Origin of the sequence: Curtobacterium sp. ME12, from assembly GCF_903970855.1 — a bacterium.
Taxonomy (GTDB): Bacteria; Actinomycetota; Actinomycetes; order Actinomycetales; family Microbacteriaceae; genus Curtobacterium; species Curtobacterium poinsettiae_A.
Map to the genome: position 1 here is coordinate 1 of NZ_CAJCKD010000005.1, position 15,952 is coordinate 15,952.

A 15,952-nucleotide genomic window follows, 5' to 3' on the forward strand; every position below is an offset into this window, starting at 1 on the left:
TCGGTCCGCGTCAGCGCGCTGCGCAGGCCGCTCGGTCCGCGTCAGCGCGCTGCGCAGGCCGCTCGGTCCGCGTCAGCGCGCTGCGCAGGCCGCTCGGTCCGCGTCAGCGCGCTGCGCAGGCCGCTTCCGACGCTGTCCGGACGACGTCCGACCAGATCACCGCGGTCGGCACGACGTCGGTCGCGGTCGCACCCGGGATGCCGGCGTCGGCGTACCGGCTGATCTCGGCGACGACGGCCTCGGTGCCGACCTCTCGTGCAGCACGGCTCGCCACGTCCGGCACGGCCGTCCGCAGTTCCGCGACCACGCGGTCGCGCGGTGCGTCCTCCAGCTGCGCGAGCGCGCCGATGCCCTTCCACGCGGCGTCCAGTTCGGCGCGGAGGCGCACGATGGCCGGGTGGTCGATCGAGTCGTTCATGATCCCCCAGTGCGGGCGGCGCATCGGGTCGCGCTGTCCGCTGCCGGAGCCTAGCAACGAAGCAAGCGGCACTCACGTCCCTAGAACGTGGGACAGACCGTTCTGCCTCGTCCTGTGACGAGATTCAGCGAGTCGGGCCCGGAGAACGGCCCTCCGCGGCGGTTCGATGCCACGATGGGTCCGAGGAGGTCCACTATGCGGCTGTTGGTGGTCGAGGACGACGACGAGATGCGTGCCCTGATGGAACGCGGACTCGCGGCTGAGGGGTACCGGGTCACGGCGGTCGAGAACGGTGTCGAGGCGCTCATCGCCCTCGGCGAGCAGGCGTTCGACCTGGCGGTCGTGGACGTGATGATGCCCGGGATGTCCGGCTTCGAGCTCGCCCGGCGGATCCGTGAGCGCGAGGACCCCGTGCGGATCCTGCTCGTGACCGCGCGTGATGCCGTCGACGACCGCGTGTTCGGGCTCGACGCGGGCGCGGACGACTACCTCACCAAGCCCTTCGCCTTCGCCGAGCTCACCGCCCGGCTGCGTGCGCTCGGCCGTCGCGAGTCCGCCGGGGCGCCCCGCACGATCGAGGTCGGGGACGTCTCCATCGACTCCGAGGCCCGCCGGATCTCGATCAAGGGACAGCGCGTCGCCGTGAGCCCCACCGAGTTCGCCCTGCTCCGCCTGCTCGCCCGCTCCGCCGGCAGTGTCGTCGACCGCCCGAAGATCCTCGAAGAGGTCTGGGACGGTTCGCAGCACGTCGACCCGAACGTGGTCGAGCAGTACATCTCGTACCTCCGCAAGAAGCTCACCGCGCACGAGGCAACCGTCGCCATCGCCACGGTCCGCGGCCGCGGGTACCGCCTGGATCTGCTCGGGGCGTGAACGGGGCAGATGCCCCACGATCGGACCGCCGACGCGGCGGTCCGATCCGGCCGCTGCGTCGGCTGTCGCTGCGCGCCCGGATCACGATCGGCTCGACGGCGATCGCCGCGATCGTCATCCTGCTGCTCGTCCTGGTGATGCGCTTCCAGGTGGTGAGCGTCGTCGCGAGTGCGACCCGCACCCTGCTCGACGCCGATGCCGACCCGTACGTCGCCACGCTCGAGGTCGACAGCGACCCCGACCTCTCGCCGCCGGGCAACGCGCAGCTCGTCGCCGTCGTGTCCCCGTCCGGCGAGATCGTGCTGTCGACGATGCCCGATCGTGTCGAGCAGGCGCTCGGCAGTCTGCGGTCCACCCCTGCCGGCACCTCGATCATCACGGCATCCGGCTCGGCGTACCGCGTCGTGGTGGAGCACCCCGTCAACGAGGCCGGCCGCTGGACCGTCGTCGCCGCCCGCAACTCGCAGGCCGAGGCCATCGTCGTCGACGACCTCACGACGACCCTGTCGCTGACCGGCCTGGCCATCCTGCTCGCCTTCGGTGTCGCGTCCTGGGTGCTCGCGACCACCGCGCTGCGCCCGGTGAACCGGATGCGCCGCGAGGCCGAACGGCTCTCCGTCGCCCCGGAGCGTGCCGAACTGCCGGTGGGCCCCGCCCAGGACGAGCTGGCGTCCCTGGCGACCACGCTCAACGCCTTCCTCGCGCGGACCCGGCAGGCGACCGAGCGTGAACGCCAGATGGTGTCGGACGCCAGCCACGAGCTCCGGACGCCCCTGGCGATCCTGACGACCCAGCTCGACCTCGCCTCGCTCGACGGCAACGACGCCGCCGCCCTCGCCGCCCACATCGAACGCGCGAAGCACAGCGTCGCGCGGTTGTCGCGGCTGGCGAACGACCTGCTCGCCCTGTCACGGATCGAGGAGTCGGAGCGCCGCGAACAGGACGGCGACCGGCGCCCCGAGACCGCGTGGTCGGACCTCGGCGACGAGGTGATGGCCGCGGTCGACCGCGTCCGGCTCATCGCGTCGGCGAAGGACGTCACCGTCGACTTCGACCTCGAGCCGCCCGTCGCCGTCGGCGGTTCCGGCCCGGGCATCGGTGGCGGCACCGTCGAACCGCGGTACCGGATCGACACGGGCGGGATGGCCCAGCTCGTCACGAACATCGCGGGCAACGCCGTGGCCGCGCTCCCCCGCGGCGGCGGCATCTTCGTGTCCTGGCGGAGCACCGGCGGCGAGGGCGTGCTGCAGATCACCGACGACGGCCCCGGCGTGCCCGAGTCATTCATCCCGGTGGCGTTCGACCGCTTCACCCGTCCGGACGAGGCCCGGACGTCCCGCCCGAACCCGGACCCGTCGACCGGTGCCGGCGCCCTGCCCGGCGGCTCGGGGCTGGGACTCGCGATCGTGCGTGCGGTGGCGGAACGGGCGGGAGGCACGGCGTCGCTCCGCAACGTGCCCGCCGGTGGACTCGAGGTCACGATCAGCCTGCCCGAGGTGCGGTGAGCACGACCGCCCACACGCACGACCGCTCGCCCGCGCACGACCGCTCACTGGAAGTCCCGCGAGCGGGTGCGGACGGACAGCGACAGGTGCTCGATGCGGTCCGCCACCAGGTTGACCACCCCGTCGGGCGAGCGCTCGAGGATGCCCCGGACGATCACCGCCGGGGACTCCCGCGCCACCCGGCGGAAGCGTCCCCAGACCCCGACGCTGCAGATGACGTTGACCAGCCCGGTCTCGTCCTCGACGTTCAGGAACGTGATGCCGGAGGCCGTCGCCGGACGCTGCCGGTGCGTCACGATCCCGCCGACCTCGACCCGTCGTCCGGTCTCGGCGGTCGCGGTGTCCTGCACGCTGAGCACCCGGCGGGCGGCGAGGCGGTCGCGCACGTGCCGGACGGGGTGGTCGTCGGTCGTCATGCCCGTCGACCACATGTCGGCGATGAGCACGTCCCCGCTCGTCATCTGCCCGAACAGCGGCGGCTGCACGAACACCTGCGTGTCCGGCAACTGGTCCGGACGCTCGGCGGCCGCCTGGGCAGCCGACCACATCGCACCGCGGCGGTCGATGTCGAAGGGGGCGAAGGCGTCGGCCGCGGCGAGGGCCTCGAGCTGCGGCGTGGTGAGTCCGACCCGCCGGGCCAGGTCCGACATGTCGCGGAAGGGGCCGTTCGCGTCCCGCTCCGCGACGATCTTCTCGGCGCTCTTCCGGCTGAGCGACGCGACCTCGGCGAGCCCGAGCCGCACGGCGAAGGCACCGTCGCGCCGGTGGCTCGCGGTGTCGTCGGGGAGCGCCTTGTCGAAGGGCAGCACCGGGGGCTGCTCGGTGGCCAGGCACGCGTCGTCACCGGCCGGAGCGTCCCCGTCCGGCAGCGGTTCGAGCGTGGCGTCGACACCGGACCGCAGGATGTCCGGTCGCAGCACGCGGACGCCGTGCCGTCGGGCGTCGGCGACCAGGGTCTGCGGTGAGTAGAACCCCATCGGCTGCGCCCGGAGCAGCGCCGCCAGGAACGCCCCGGGGTAGTGCAGCCGCATCCACGCGCTCGCGTAGACGATGAGGGCGAAGCTGATCGAGTGGCTCTCCGCGAAGCCGAAGTTCGCGAAGGCCTGGATCTTCGCGTAGATCGCGTCGGCGTCCGCGCCGTGGATGCCGTTGTCCGCCATCCCCGTGTAGAGCTTGTCGCGCAGCCGGTCGATCTTCTCGTGCCCGCGCTTGGACCCCATCGCCCTTCGCAGCAGGTCGGCGTCGTCACCGGAGCAGTTGCCGACCGCGATCGCCATCTGCATGAGCTGTTCCTGGAACAGCGGGACCCCGAGGGTGCGTTCGAGCACGGGTTCGAGCGCCGGGTGCATGTACGTGATCGGTTCCTCACCCGTGCGCCGGCGGATGTACGGGTGCACCGCGCCGCCCTGGATGGGCCCGGGTCGGACGAGTGCGACCTCGATCACCAGGTCGTAGAACCGCCGCGGGAGCAGTCGGGGCAGGGTGCCCATCTGCGCGCGGGACTCCACCTGGAACACCCCGATCGTGTCCGCGCGGCAGAGCTGGTCGTAGACCCCCTGTTCCTCCTTCGGGATGGAGTGCATCTCCCAGCGCTCCCCACAGTGCTCTGCCGCCAGGTCGAACGAGTACTGCAGGGCAGCGAGCATGCCGAGGCCGAGCATGTCGAACTTCACGAGCCCCATGTAGGCGCAGTCGTCCTTGTCCCACTGCAGCACGGTGCGGCCGTCCATCCGGGCGTGCTCGATCGGCACGACCTCGCCCACCGGGCGGTCGGTCAGCACCATGCCGCCGGAGTGGATGCCGAGGTGCCGCGGGAACCCGAGGACGTCGCTCGCGAGTCCGACGACCGCCGGTGGGATGTCGTGGTCCTGGCTCTCGGTCACCGAGCCCCACCGCTCGACCTGCTTCGACCAGGCGTCCTGTTGCCCGGGGCTGTGGCCGAGCGCCTTCGCCATGTCACGCACCGCACCCTTGGGGCGGTAGGTGATGACGTTCGCGACCTGGGCGGCGTTGTGCCGGCCGTACTTGGCGTACACGTACTGGATCACCTCTTCGCGGCGGTCCGAGTCGAAGTCGACGTCGATGTCGGGTTCCTCGTCGCGCATCGCCGACAGGAACCGCTCGAACGGCAGCCCGTACCGGATCGAGTCCACCGCGGTGATCTCGAGCAGGTAGCAGACCGCCGAGTTCGCCGCCGAGCCCCGCCCCTGGCAGAGGATGCCCCGACCGCGGGCGTACTGCACCATGTCGCGCACGATCAGGAAGTACCCCGGGAAGTTCTTCTCCTCGATCACGGACAGCTCACGCTCGATGCGCTCCCGCTTGCGGGGGTCGACGCCGTCGGCACTGCCGGGGTAGAACCGCCGGGCACCCGTCCACGTCAGCTCGCGGAGCCACGACATCGCGGTGTGTCCGTCCGGGACGTCGAGGTCGGGCAGCCCGGGCTGCACGGTCTTCAGCCGGAACCCGAGCTCGTCGGCGAGCTCCACGGTCCGCTCGATCGCGCCGGGGTAGCGCCCGAACCGTCTGGCCATCTCGGCACCGGAGCGCAGGTGGGCGGTGTCCGCGGCCGGCAGCCAGCCGTCGATCTCGTCGAGGCTGCGGCGGGCGCGCACCGCCGCCAGCGCGGTCGCCACCGGGAACCGGTCGGGGGTGGCGTAGTGCACGTTGCCGGTGGCGACCAGGGGCAGCGCGTGCTTCGCGGCGAGGGCGGCCAGGGCGTCGTTGCGGGCGCTGTCGAGCGGGTCGCCGTGGTCGAGCAGCTCCACGACGACGTTGCGGCTGCCGAACCGGTCGAGCAGCACCCGGAGCGCGGTCTCGGCGGCGGACTCGCCACCCTGCTCGAGGGCTTGCCGTACGGAGCCCTTCCGGCACCCGGTCAGGACCCGCCAGTGCCCGTCCGCCCGCGCGGCGAGGTCGTCGAGGTCGTACTGCGGGCTGCCCTTCTCGGACCCGGCGGCCAGGTGTGCGCTCGTCACCGCGCCGGCGAGCCGGTGGTAGCCGTCCTGGCCGTCGGCGAGCAGGAGCAGGTGCGAACCCTCGGGGTCGGGCACACCGTTCTGCGGTTCGGTCAGCCCCAGGGACAGTTCGGTGCCGAAGACGGTGCCGACCTGCGGGTACGACTCGGCGACCTCGGCCATCCGGGCGGCCCCGTAGAAGCCGTCGTGGTCGGTGAGCGCGAGGGCGTGCAGTCGGAGCCGAGCAGCTTCTTCGAACAGGTGCTCGGGCTGACTGGCGCCGTCGAGGAAGCTGAAGGCCGAGTGCGCGTGCAGTTCGGCGTACGCCACCACGGGCCCGCCGTCGGTGTCGAGCGGTGACGGGACGTACGGCTCGCGCTTCCGCGACCACGCCGGGCTGTCGCCGCCGTCGCCGTCGTGCGCCGTGCCCGGGCTCCGCTTGTCGGACAGCGCGCGCTCGAACTGCGACCACGGGATGGGTGGGTTGCTGTAGCCCATCAGGTCACGCTCCTGTCGGTGGTCGGGGTCACGTCGCGATTGCCTCGGCCCACCAGCGGTGGTCCGCCAGCACCAGGTACCAGGCACGCCCCTCGGCGTCGACGAGCTGCAGCCGGTGCAGGCGTCGGCCGCCGGACTCCCACCACCGGACGACGAGCGGCCACGGACCCGCCCAGGCCGTCACGGCCGAGAAGCCGCCGCCCCGGTCGCCCTCGGCACGGAACCGTTCGGGTGCTCCGGACAGCACGCCACGCTCGTCGACGTCGACGCTCGCACCACCGACGGCGACGACGTCGACCGGTCGGGGGCGCTCGAGCACGGTGGCGGGGGGCGGGCCGGGCAGCTTGCCGGGCCACGGGCGGTCGCGGACGGTCGCCAGGGCTCGCTCACCACCGGCGGGTGCGTCGCCCCACGGCACGAGCACCACGCGCTCGGACAGGGTGCGGCCCCCACCGATGCGCGGACTCACCACACCGTCGTGGCCGACCATGCCCTGGATCCGCGCGAGGCCGTGGTGCACGCGCTCGTCCGGGCCGGAGCCCCACAGCCCGCGTTCGTGGTTCGCCATGTCGTCGACGGCGACCGGCTCGAGCACGACCGAGGTGACCGGCGCCTCGAGCCCGCTGGGGTCCACCCCACCGGCGAGCTGCCACCGCACCCGGTCGACCACGTCGGCGGCGTCGAACCAGCGCGGGTGCGCCCAGGTCCGTTCGAGCAGGATGTCGCGCTCGTCGACGATCCCCACTCGGATGGTCGTCGCCACGAGCCCCGCGGCCCGGAGTCGCTCGGCGAAGTCGTCGGCGGATCGCCGGAACGCGAACGCGATCTGGTCGGCACGGTCCAGCGGGGGTTCGAACGACGCCTCGACCCGGAGTTCCGGCGGGATCTCCCGCGCCGCGATCTCGCGGGGGTCACGGCCCCCGGCCAACCGGTGCAGGAACGCCCCGGCCACGCCGAAGCGGTCTCGCACCTGTTCGTCGCCGAGTGCCGCGAAGTCGCCGAGCGTGGTGATGCCGAGCCGGTCGAGCACCGTCGTGAGGTCGGGGTCGCCGAGCACGCCGAGCGGCAGGTGTGCGAGGAAGTCCGCCGATCCCCCGACGGGCACGAGCCGCACCCGCTCGCCGGGACGCACCGGACGGGCCCGGGCGGCCTGGTCCGCCGCGAACGGGGTGTCGGCCACCCCGGCCCGCACCGCGGGGGCGCCGTGGTCGGCCGCGATGCCGGCAAGGGTCGCCGCCGCCGCGCGCTCCCCGCCGTAGTACCGGGCCGGCCCGCGGGCGCGGAGCGCGAGGGTGCCCGGCCGCAGGACCTCGACCCCGGGGACCGCCGCCTCGACCGCACGGATGACGGGCTCGAACGCGCGGTGGTCGAGGGCGTCGTCGTAGGGCTGCACGAGGAGGTCGGGGCACCGCGCCTGCGCCTCACGCACGCGGAGCCCCCGCACGACACCCTGCTCACGCGCGGACGCGGAGCTCGCGAACACGAGTCCCTTGGCGGTCAGGGCGAGGGGCTGCTCCGGCGGGGTGCCACCGGCCCGAGCCGCCGCGATGACCGGCCAGTCCGGGCACCAGAGCACGATCGTCCGGGTCGGGGGTGGTTCGGGCAGCGCCGCTCCCCGCGTGATCGCGTCGGTCCGGACGCGCCCGGAGGCGATCACGACGCCACCGCCACGGGCCGCAGCACGCGGGTGTCCCCGGAGCCCACCGTCGGCACCGGTGTGGCGGCCCGGACCGCACCGTCGGCCGCGGGCAGGAGCAGCTCGGCGGTCGCCGGACGCACCGCGCCGGCACGCCCGGTCGCGGTCACGGTGGCCCGGCGCTCCGTCAGGTGGCCGTGGCCCTGACCGATGCCGCTCCACGTCGAGGACGTGACCCGCAGCGTGACGTCCGCCCCGGGCCAGGAGCCGAGCGCGACGAGTGCGCCACCGCGCTGTCGCAGCCGGGCCGACAGCCGTGCCACGTCGCCCGGCACGACCCGGCCGAGCGGTCGGGTGAGGACGATCTGGGCGACGTCGGCCATCGCCGCCGTCACGGCGAGCCACTGGTCACCGGGATCGGGGACGAGCACGAGCCGTTCGAGGTCGATCCCGGCGGCGGCGGCGGCTTCGATCCCGAAGGACGGCACCCCGACGACCGCACACCACGCTCCGGCCGCCGAGGCCGCCTGCAGCATCGTGATCGCGAGCAGCACCGACTCGGGGACCGCGTACGTGCCACCGACCCGGATCGCGCCGCCGGGCAGCAGGGGTTCGAGCGCCGGGGCCGTGGGGAGCCCGGCGGTGTCGACCCGGGTGGACTCCATGTCGGCCACCCGGGACCGCAGGGACGTGATGCGGTCGAGCGCGGCCCGGGCATCGTTCAGGTGGTCCGTCCCCCGGCGCACACCACCACTGCCCGCACCGCTGCCGCCGCGTGCGGCACCGCTCCGCCCGCCCCGGTCCGGGGTGGGCGACCGGAGTGCCGCCGCCGTCTGCATGCCCTCATATTCGAACATGTGTTCGATGATGTCAATCGCGTCCGACATCTGTGGACAGTCACGATCGAACACGTGTTCGGATCGGGCTTCAGTTCACCAGCTGGCGACCGCCCCGACCCCGTCGAGCACCGACCGCGTCTTGGTCTCGACCTCGTCCGCCTCGTCCGCGGGCACCGACGACCAGGTCACCGCTCCCCCGGCTCCGAGGGTCCGGGAGCGCACCGTCCCCGATTCGTCGAGCACGGTCACGAGGCTACGGATCGCCACCGACAGGTCGACCGCCCCGCTCGCCGAGAAGTACCCGATCGCCCCCGAGTACACCCCGCGCGGCGCCCCCTCGAGCCGGTCCGCGATCGCCGTGGCACTGCTCTTCGGCGCCCCGGTCATCGACCCCGGCGGGAACGCCGCGTGCACCACGTCGGCCCGCGACGTCCCCGGCGGCAGCACCGCCCCGATCGTCGAGACCAGCTGGTGCACGCTGGCGTACGTCTCGACGGCGCACAGCCGCTCGACGTGCACCGACCCGGGCACCGCGGTCCGCAGCAGGTCGTTCCGCAGCAGGTCGACGATCATCACGTTCTCGGCACGGTCCTTCGGACTCGCCGCCAGGTCGTCCCGCGCGGCCGCGTCCGCCGAAGCGTCGGCGAGCCGCCGCCGCGTGCCCTTGATCGGCTCCGCGAGCACCGCTCCGGCCGCGTCGATCCGCAGGAACCGCTCCGGTGACCGGCTCGCCACGCGCAGCGGGCCGAGCCGCAGGAACGCGCCGAACGGCACCGGGTCGGACGCCCGCATCCGCAGGTACTCGCCCAGGTGCGGGTCCGTACCGGGGCCGCCACGGGCCTCCAGGCCGACCGCGAAGGCGGTGGTGAGGCAGACCTGGAACGCGTTCCCCTCGCGGATCTCCGCGCGGCACACGTCGACCGCGCGCTCGTAGGCGGCGCGCGTCACGCGTCCGGTCGCCGCGGACACCCCGGCCGGGAGGCCCGTGGCCGCGTCGGCGACGCCGACCGACGTCGCGGGGGTGGTCGCCTCCTCGAGCCACGCGCGGTTGTGCGCACTGGCCGCCGGTTCCGCGTCGGCGACGAGCGCGAGCGCCCAGGCGCCACCGGTGTGGTCGACGACGACGGCTCGGTCGACGAACCGCAGGTCGGCGTCGGCGTGCCCGTCGGCGGTGCGGTCCGGGCCGCCGGATTCGCGGCCGAGCTCGTAGCCGAGGAAACCGACCCAGCCCAGCGCGAACCCGCACCCGATGACCGGCTCGGGCAGGCGGGGCGTGCGTCGGAGCAGGTCCGCCAGCACCGTGAAGGCCGGACGCTCCTCGGATCGGGCAGGCCCGAACCACTCCTCGGCGGGCGCGGCGACCGTCAGGTGCGCACGACGGTCCTGGTGCCGGAACCGGGCGGCGAACGGTCCGTCCGTCCACGCCAGCACGGACCAGCGCGCCCGGGGCCGAGCCGTGGCGGGAGCACCGTCCGGCAGGCCGGAGTCGAGCCACACCAGGTCCCCGGCGACCTGCGCCGCCAGGGCCGCGAGGTCGGGGACCGGGTCGAGCCGGCGGACCTCGACGCGGACGCCGGGGTCGGGGGTGCTCAGATCGCGGCGATCGTCCATGCGGCGGCGTGCGAGGCACCGGACGCGAGCACCACGAGGCCGCGCTCCTCGCCGTCGTTGAAGGCGTCCGGGGCGCACGTCATCGGCTCGACGGCGAGACCGGCGCGGTGGTACTCGGGGACGACGTGGTCGGCGGTGTGCACCTGGACCCAGCCGCACTCCGTCCCGAAGGTCGCACGGACCCCGTGACCGTCCGCCGCCGTGACCGCGATGGTGGCGAGGCCGGCGGCGTCGCGCTCGAAGCCGGTGAAGGCGTGGTCGATGAACCGGTCGCCGATCAGCGTGGGCGTGCGCAGGTCGAACTCGTCGTGGACGGGGACCAGGTCGGTCGGGACGAGCCGGTCCGACGTCACCTCGAGCACCTGGGCGGCGGGGAGCGTCAGGGTCCAGCCGTCGACGGTGCCGGCACCCGCGACGAGGTACGGGTGCGGGCCGGTCCCCCACGGTGCGTCCTCGGCCCCGGTGTTCGTCCCGGTGATCGTGGTGTGCAGCCCCTCGGCGTCGAGCCGGTACTCCACGGAGACCTCGACGCGGTACGGGTAGCCCTGCTGCGCCTGGACGGTCGTGACGAGCACGACGCGGTCGTCCGCCTGCTCCTGCACGCGGAAGTCCGTCCACGCGACGAGTCCGTGCAGGGCGTGGTGCCGCGCGGGCTCGGTGAGCGCAAGCTCGTGGTCGACGCCGCCGAACGAGTACTCGCCGTCGACGATCCGGTTCGGCCACGGGGCCAGGACGGCACCGCGGAAGACCGGGCGGACCTCGTCGGCGTCGAACGGGACGACCAGGTCTCGGCCCTCGTACCGCAGGGTCCGCAGCGTCGCTCCGACGGTGGCGATGTCGGCCGAGTACCCGGCGGAGGCGATCGTCAGCGGGGACCCGGACAGCGGCGCGTCGTTGCTCATGCGCTCAGCGTATCGGGCCACCGAGCGCTGTCGGACGCACGAGAGGCACCGTCGGACACACGAGAAGACCCCCGCCGTTCCGAAGAACGACGGGGGTTGAGGGTGGATCTGAGGGGACTCGAACCCCTGACCCCCTGCATGCCATGCAGGTGCGCTACCAGCTGCGCCACAGACCCAGATCGTGTTGCTCTCGCACCAACCGGTTCCCCGGAGGCACCATAGAAGCGTACACCATGCGAACGCCGGGCAACGAAATCGAAGCCGTCACCCGGGCGCGTCGCTGATCAGGCGGTGTGGTCCACCGGGAGCTCGAGTGGGATCGTCGGGCAGTCGGCCCAGAGACGCTCGAGCGAGTAGTACTGGCGGTCTTCGTCGTGGAAGACGTGCACGATGATCTCGCCGAAGTCGATGAGGACCCAGCGGCCCTCGGTACGGCCTTCGCGACGGAGCGTCTTGGCACCGAGCTCGAGGAGGCGTTCCTCGACGGCATCGGCGATGGACTGCACGTTGCGCTCGTTCCGACCGGTTGCGAGCAGGAACACGTCCGTGAGCTGCAACGGCCCGGTCACGTCGAGAGCGACGAGGTCCTCGGCCTGCTTGGCGTCGGCCGCGAGTGCTGCGGCCTGCACGAGTTCCAGTGCGCGAGTGGAGGCGGTCACGGATTCCTTCCGGTCGTCGAACCGACGGACAGCCGGTTCGCTTGATGGGTCACGATCATAAGCCACCCCGCCGACAGCGGCCAGGCCAGGGTCGGCGGGGTGGTGGAGAACGGACGTCGAGGACGGCAGCGGTCAGCCGCCGAACGCGTGGGTGGTGAGCAGTGCGGTGATGATGACACCGGCCGCAGCCAGCCCGACCGCGCCGACCGTCACACCGAGGATCAGCGGCGTGCGCGACTCCTTCGGCTTGGCCGCCGCGAGCACGACCTGACGGGTCGAGGTGTGACTGGACACCGCACGGCTGGCCCGGACCGGGCTGGCATCCGTCTCGGGTTGCTCGTCCTGCTGCTCGAGCAGGCGGTCGACCTCGGCGCCGTCGATCGGCCGGTGCGACCCCGTCGACGACAGCGATGCCGGCAGGTCGATCGACCCGGTCAGGATCACCTCGCCCGTCGCGTTGAGGGCGCCGGTGGGGTCGGCCAGGGCCGAGTTCGGCAGGATGATCGCGTTCGTGTTCGTCACCGCGACGCGGCGGGTGCCGGTCTCGGCGTCGTGCACCTCGGAGTCGTTCGAGTCGTGCGCCTGCTGCGACCAGTGGCCGGCGGGCGGCGCGAAGGCCGTGGTCACCGGCTTCGGCTCGGTCGGACGCTGGAACGCGGCGGGGACCTTCGGGGCCTCGGTCGCGGGCTCGGGCAGCGGCACCTCGTTGGTGTCGTCGTCCTCGGCGTCGAGCGAGAGCGGGAACACCGCGGGGGTCGCTGCGGCGGCGTCGGTCGGGATCGGTACCGACGTGACGGGGGGCTGTGCCCCGGCAGCGGGAGCGGGGACGTCGTCGGCCGAGCGGGCCGGAGCGTTCTCGGACGACTCGTCCGCCGTGGCGACGTCGGTCGTCTCGTCCGCAGGCGTTTCGGTCACCGGCACATCGGACTCGGGGACGTCGGTCGCCGACGCGTCGGACTCGGGGACGTCGGCGGGCGGCGACCACGTCGACCGGTGGCGGCGGGGCTCCTCGGCGTGCGCGGCGGCCTCGTCGAGGGGCTCGAGCGCGTCAGGGGACCCGTCGGCCTCGGTGGCCTGGGCGACCGCGGCCTGGTCGAGGACCGTCGGGGCAGCCGGCTGCTCGTCGTGCTCGGCCTCGGCGTCCGGAGCGCTCTGCGGCGCGGCGGCGGGGTCGATCGTGTCCACCGACCCGAGGACGTCCTCGACGGTGCGGTCGGACGACTGGGGCGTGGGGTCCTGCAGCGGGACCGGCAGGACCGCCTGGCGCTCGGCGGCACGGAGCTGCCGGATCTGTCGACGGGTGAGTCCACCGCTGCCGGGGACGATCTCGGTCGCGGAGGCCGGCGGGAACGGTGACACACCGGCCGCGGGCGCCGACGCCGGGGCGGCCCCCGGCGCGGCCTTGGCAGATACCGACACGGACGACTGGGCGGGGCCACCGGGGGCCGGGGCGACGTGCGACCCGGGGCGGCGACGGGACTCGGGGGTCTCGGCGGCGGGTGCGGCGACGGTCGGGGGCGGCGTCGCGGGCTGCGAACCGGCCGCGGCGGCACGCTCCCGCTCGCGCGCCTGGCGCCGCGACAGGGGCGGCTGCGCGTCGGACGAACTCATGCAACGCTCCGATACAGATGGTGCTTGGAGATGTACTGGACGACGCCGTCGGGAACCAAGTACCAGACGGGGAACCCCCGTCGAACCCGGTCACGGCAATCCGTCGAGGATATGGCCAGTGCAGGGACTTCGAGCAAGCTTACGTCCCGCTCGGGCAATCCGGTGATGCTCAAGGCGTGTCCCGGACGCGTCACGGCCACGAAGTGCGCGAGGTCCCAGAGACCATCATGGTCTTTCCAGTCGACGATCTGCTGAACGGCGTCTGCGCCCGAGATGAAGACGAGCTGGGCATCCGGTCGCTGGTCGTGCAGGTCGCGCAGGGTGTCGACGGTGTACGTCGGCCCCGGGCGGTCGATGTCCACGCGGCTGACGGTGAACATCGGGTTCGACGCGGTGGCGATCACGGTCATCAGGTACCGGTGCTCGGCGTCGGTGACGTCGGACTTCATGTACGGCTGTCCGGTGGGGACGAAGACGACCTCGTCGAGGTCGAACGCCCGCGCCACTTCGGACGCCGCGACCAGGTGCCCGTGGTGGATGGGGTCGAACGTGCCACCCATCACGCCGATGCGTGGCCGTCCGGTGGTCTCGAGCATCGAGTGGTCGGTCAGATCTTGGTGTGACCGAACTCGTCGACACCCGTCTCGTGGTGGCGGGTGGCCTCGAACTTCTGGGAGTGGCGGTAGGCCACGTCGCGGAAGCTCCAGGTCACGAAGCCGAGGAAGATGAAGAAGAGGGCACCGACCATCGGGAACACGAACGCGGGCGCCCCGGAGGCGTGCTCAGCAGCTTCTGCGAGGAGGGTCATCGTTCGTGCTCCGTTCGGTCGGGGAAAGACGCCGTTCAGTCTAGCCGCGGATCTGCCCGGACCCGCGCACGATCCACTTCGTGCTCGTGAGCTCCGGCAGGCCCATCGGACCGCGCGCGTGCAGCTTCTGCGTGGAGATGCCGACCTCGGCCCCGAACCCGAACTCGCCGCCGTCCGTGAACCGGGTCGAGGCGTTCACCATCACGACCGCCGAGTCGACGGTCGCCAGGAACCGCTCGGCGGTGTCGACGTCGTTCGTGACGATCGACTCCGTGTGGTGCGTCGACCACCGGGCGATGTGCGCCATGGCCGCGTCGACGTCGGGCACGACGCGGATCGACAGGTCGAGGTCCATCGACTCGGTGGCCCAGTCGTCATCGGTGGCGCGGAGCACCCCGGGCACGATCGCCCGCGTGGCGTCGTCGCCGCGCAGCGTGACGCCGGACGCCCGCAGCCGGTCGGCCAGCAGCGGCAGGAGCCGTTCGGCCGCGGCCTCGTGCACCAGGAGGGTCTCGAGGGCGTTGCACACGCTCGGCCGCTGCACCTTGCTGTTCAGGACGATGTCGACCGCACGCTGCTCGGGCGCGGACGCGTCGAGGAACACGTGCACGACGCCCGCACCGGTCTCGATGACGGGCACCTGCGACTCGGTGACGACGGTCTGGATGAGCGCGGCGCTCCCCCGCGGGATCAGCACGTCGACCAGGCCGCGTGCGCGCATGAGCTCGGTGGCACCGGCGCGGCCGAACTCGTCGATGATCTGCACCAGGTCGCGAGGCAGCCCGACCGACTCGACCGCGTCCTGGATCCGGGCGACGAGCACGGCGTTCGTGTGCTGGGCCGCCGACCCGCCGCGGAGCACGACGGCATTGCCCGACTTGAGCGCGAGCGAGGCGATGTCGACGGTGACGTTCGGGCGTGCCTCGTAGATGGCCCCGACGACACCGAACGGTACGCGCACCTGGGTGAGCTGGAGTCCGTTCGGCAGCTGCGACCCGCGCACGTGCTCGCCCACGGGGTCGGTGAGCCCGACGACGTGCTCGACCGCGGCGGCGAGGGCCTCGATCCGGACGGGGTCGAGTCGCAACCGGTCGAGCAGCCCGGAGGAGAGCCCGCCGTCCTCGCCGGCGACGAGGTCGTCGTGGTTCGCGGCGACGATCTCGTCGGTCGCGGCACGCACCGCCGAGGCGATCGCCCCGAGGGCCGCGTCCTTGACGGCGGTCGTCGCCGTGGCGAGCGCAGACGAGGCGGCCCGTGCCGCCACGAGCTTGTCGGTCAGGGTCGGGGCGGGCGCGATCGACGACATGGACCGATTGTAGGTCCGCCCATCGGTTCGTGACGGGCGTTCCGGACACGCACCGTGCCTCCGGGCCCGGTCCGCCCCACCGACCGGTCACGACACGTCGTGCCCCTCCGCCGAGCGGTCACAGACCGTCGCTCCGCGCCGACCGCACCGACGGTTCCCGACCACACGACCGCGTCCCGACGGGGAGTCGTGACCGCCTGGAGGCCCGGCACCGGTCCCCGGGACCCGCGCCGGGCCTCCAGGCGGTCGCGTCCACACCGCCGGCCGGTCAGGACACGTCGTCCCGCGCCACGCGAGCGGTCGCAGACCGTCGCTCCGCGACGCCCGCG

The 15,952-nt window shown here is 73.2% G+C and carries 13 protein-coding genes and 1 tRNA gene; 2 read left to right on the plus strand and 12 right to left on the minus strand.

What is annotated here, in order from left to right:
- Positions 1-103: 103 nt before the first annotated feature.
- On the minus strand, positions 104-490 hold the full coding sequence (locus tag H7A73_RS04165) for a hypothetical protein (protein WP_146250021.1): 387 nt from the start codon (positions 488-490) through the stop codon (positions 104-106).
- Between the two features lie 123 nt (positions 491-613).
- On the opposite strand from H7A73_RS04165, the gene H7A73_RS04170 reads away from it, so the two are divergent.
- The gene (locus tag H7A73_RS04170) at positions 614-1,291 is read left to right on the plus strand and encodes a response regulator transcription factor (RefSeq protein WP_017885962.1); all 678 of its coding nucleotides are present in this window, start codon (positions 614-616) and stop codon (positions 1,289-1,291) included.
- Positions 1,288-2,796 carry a sensor histidine kinase gene (locus tag H7A73_RS04175; protein WP_182064810.1) on the plus strand — a complete coding sequence of 503 codons (1,509 nt, stop codon included), beginning with the start codon at positions 1,288-1,290 and terminating at the stop codon, positions 2,794-2,796. The genes H7A73_RS04170 and H7A73_RS04175 overlap by 4 nt, the downstream gene beginning before the upstream one ends.
- Positions 2,797-2,840: 44 nt before the next feature.
- Here H7A73_RS04175 and H7A73_RS04180 read toward each other — a convergent pair whose 3' ends face one another.
- The 11 genes from H7A73_RS04180 to H7A73_RS04230 form a co-directional block, all read right to left on the minus strand.
- Complete coding sequence (locus H7A73_RS04180; protein ID WP_182064811.1) at positions 2,841-6,251, minus strand: error-prone DNA polymerase; 3,411 nt, start codon at positions 6,249-6,251, stop codon at positions 2,841-2,843.
- A 28-nt stretch (positions 6,252-6,279) separates the two neighbouring features.
- The gene (locus tag H7A73_RS04185) at positions 6,280-7,908 is read right to left on the minus strand and encodes a DNA polymerase Y family protein (protein ID WP_182064812.1); all 1,629 of its coding nucleotides are present in this window, start codon (positions 7,906-7,908) and stop codon (positions 6,280-6,282) included.
- Entirely contained in the window at positions 7,905-8,774 is an 870-nt protein-coding gene (locus H7A73_RS04190) for a hypothetical protein (protein ID WP_182064813.1), read from the minus strand. Before H7A73_RS04190 ends, H7A73_RS04185 begins: the two co-directional genes overlap by 4 nt.
- A 45-nt stretch (positions 8,775-8,819) precedes the next feature.
- Positions 8,820-10,337: an anthranilate synthase component I family protein gene (locus H7A73_RS04195; RefSeq protein ID WP_182064814.1), complete on the minus strand. Its 1,518-nt coding sequence runs from the start codon at positions 10,335-10,337 to the stop codon at positions 8,820-8,822.
- On the minus strand, positions 10,316-11,239 hold the full coding sequence (locus H7A73_RS04200) for an aldose 1-epimerase family protein (protein WP_182064815.1): 924 nt from the start codon (positions 11,237-11,239) through the stop codon (positions 10,316-10,318). The genes H7A73_RS04195 and H7A73_RS04200 overlap by 22 nt, the downstream gene beginning before the upstream one ends.
- A gap of 103 nt (positions 11,240-11,342) precedes the next feature.
- Positions 11,343-11,415: transfer RNA gene (locus H7A73_RS04205), tRNA-Ala, on the minus strand.
- A gap of 108 nt (positions 11,416-11,523) precedes the next feature.
- Positions 11,524-11,898, minus strand: coding sequence for a ribosome silencing factor (gene rsfS / locus H7A73_RS04210; RefSeq protein WP_027464721.1), 375 nt, complete (start codon positions 11,896-11,898; stop codon positions 11,524-11,526).
- Positions 11,899-12,030: 132 nt separating this feature from the next.
- On the minus strand, positions 12,031-13,509 hold the full coding sequence (locus tag H7A73_RS04215) for a hypothetical protein (RefSeq protein ID WP_182064816.1): 1,479 nt from the start codon (positions 13,507-13,509) through the stop codon (positions 12,031-12,033).
- Complete coding sequence (gene nadD, locus H7A73_RS04220) at positions 13,506-14,105, minus strand: nicotinate-nucleotide adenylyltransferase (protein ID WP_182064817.1); 600 nt, start codon at positions 14,103-14,105, stop codon at positions 13,506-13,508. The genes H7A73_RS04215 and nadD overlap by 4 nt, the downstream gene beginning before the upstream one ends.
- A gap of 11 nt (positions 14,106-14,116) precedes the next feature.
- The gene (locus tag H7A73_RS04225; RefSeq protein WP_035807661.1) at positions 14,117-14,317 is read right to left on the minus strand and encodes a hypothetical protein; all 201 of its coding nucleotides are present in this window, start codon (positions 14,315-14,317) and stop codon (positions 14,117-14,119) included.
- Positions 14,318-14,357: 40 nt separating this feature from the next.
- Positions 14,358-15,623: a glutamate-5-semialdehyde dehydrogenase gene (locus tag H7A73_RS04230; RefSeq protein ID WP_182064818.1), complete on the minus strand. Its 1,266-nt coding sequence runs from the start codon at positions 15,621-15,623 to the stop codon at positions 14,358-14,360.
- Between the last annotated feature and the right edge of the window lie 329 nt (positions 15,624-15,952).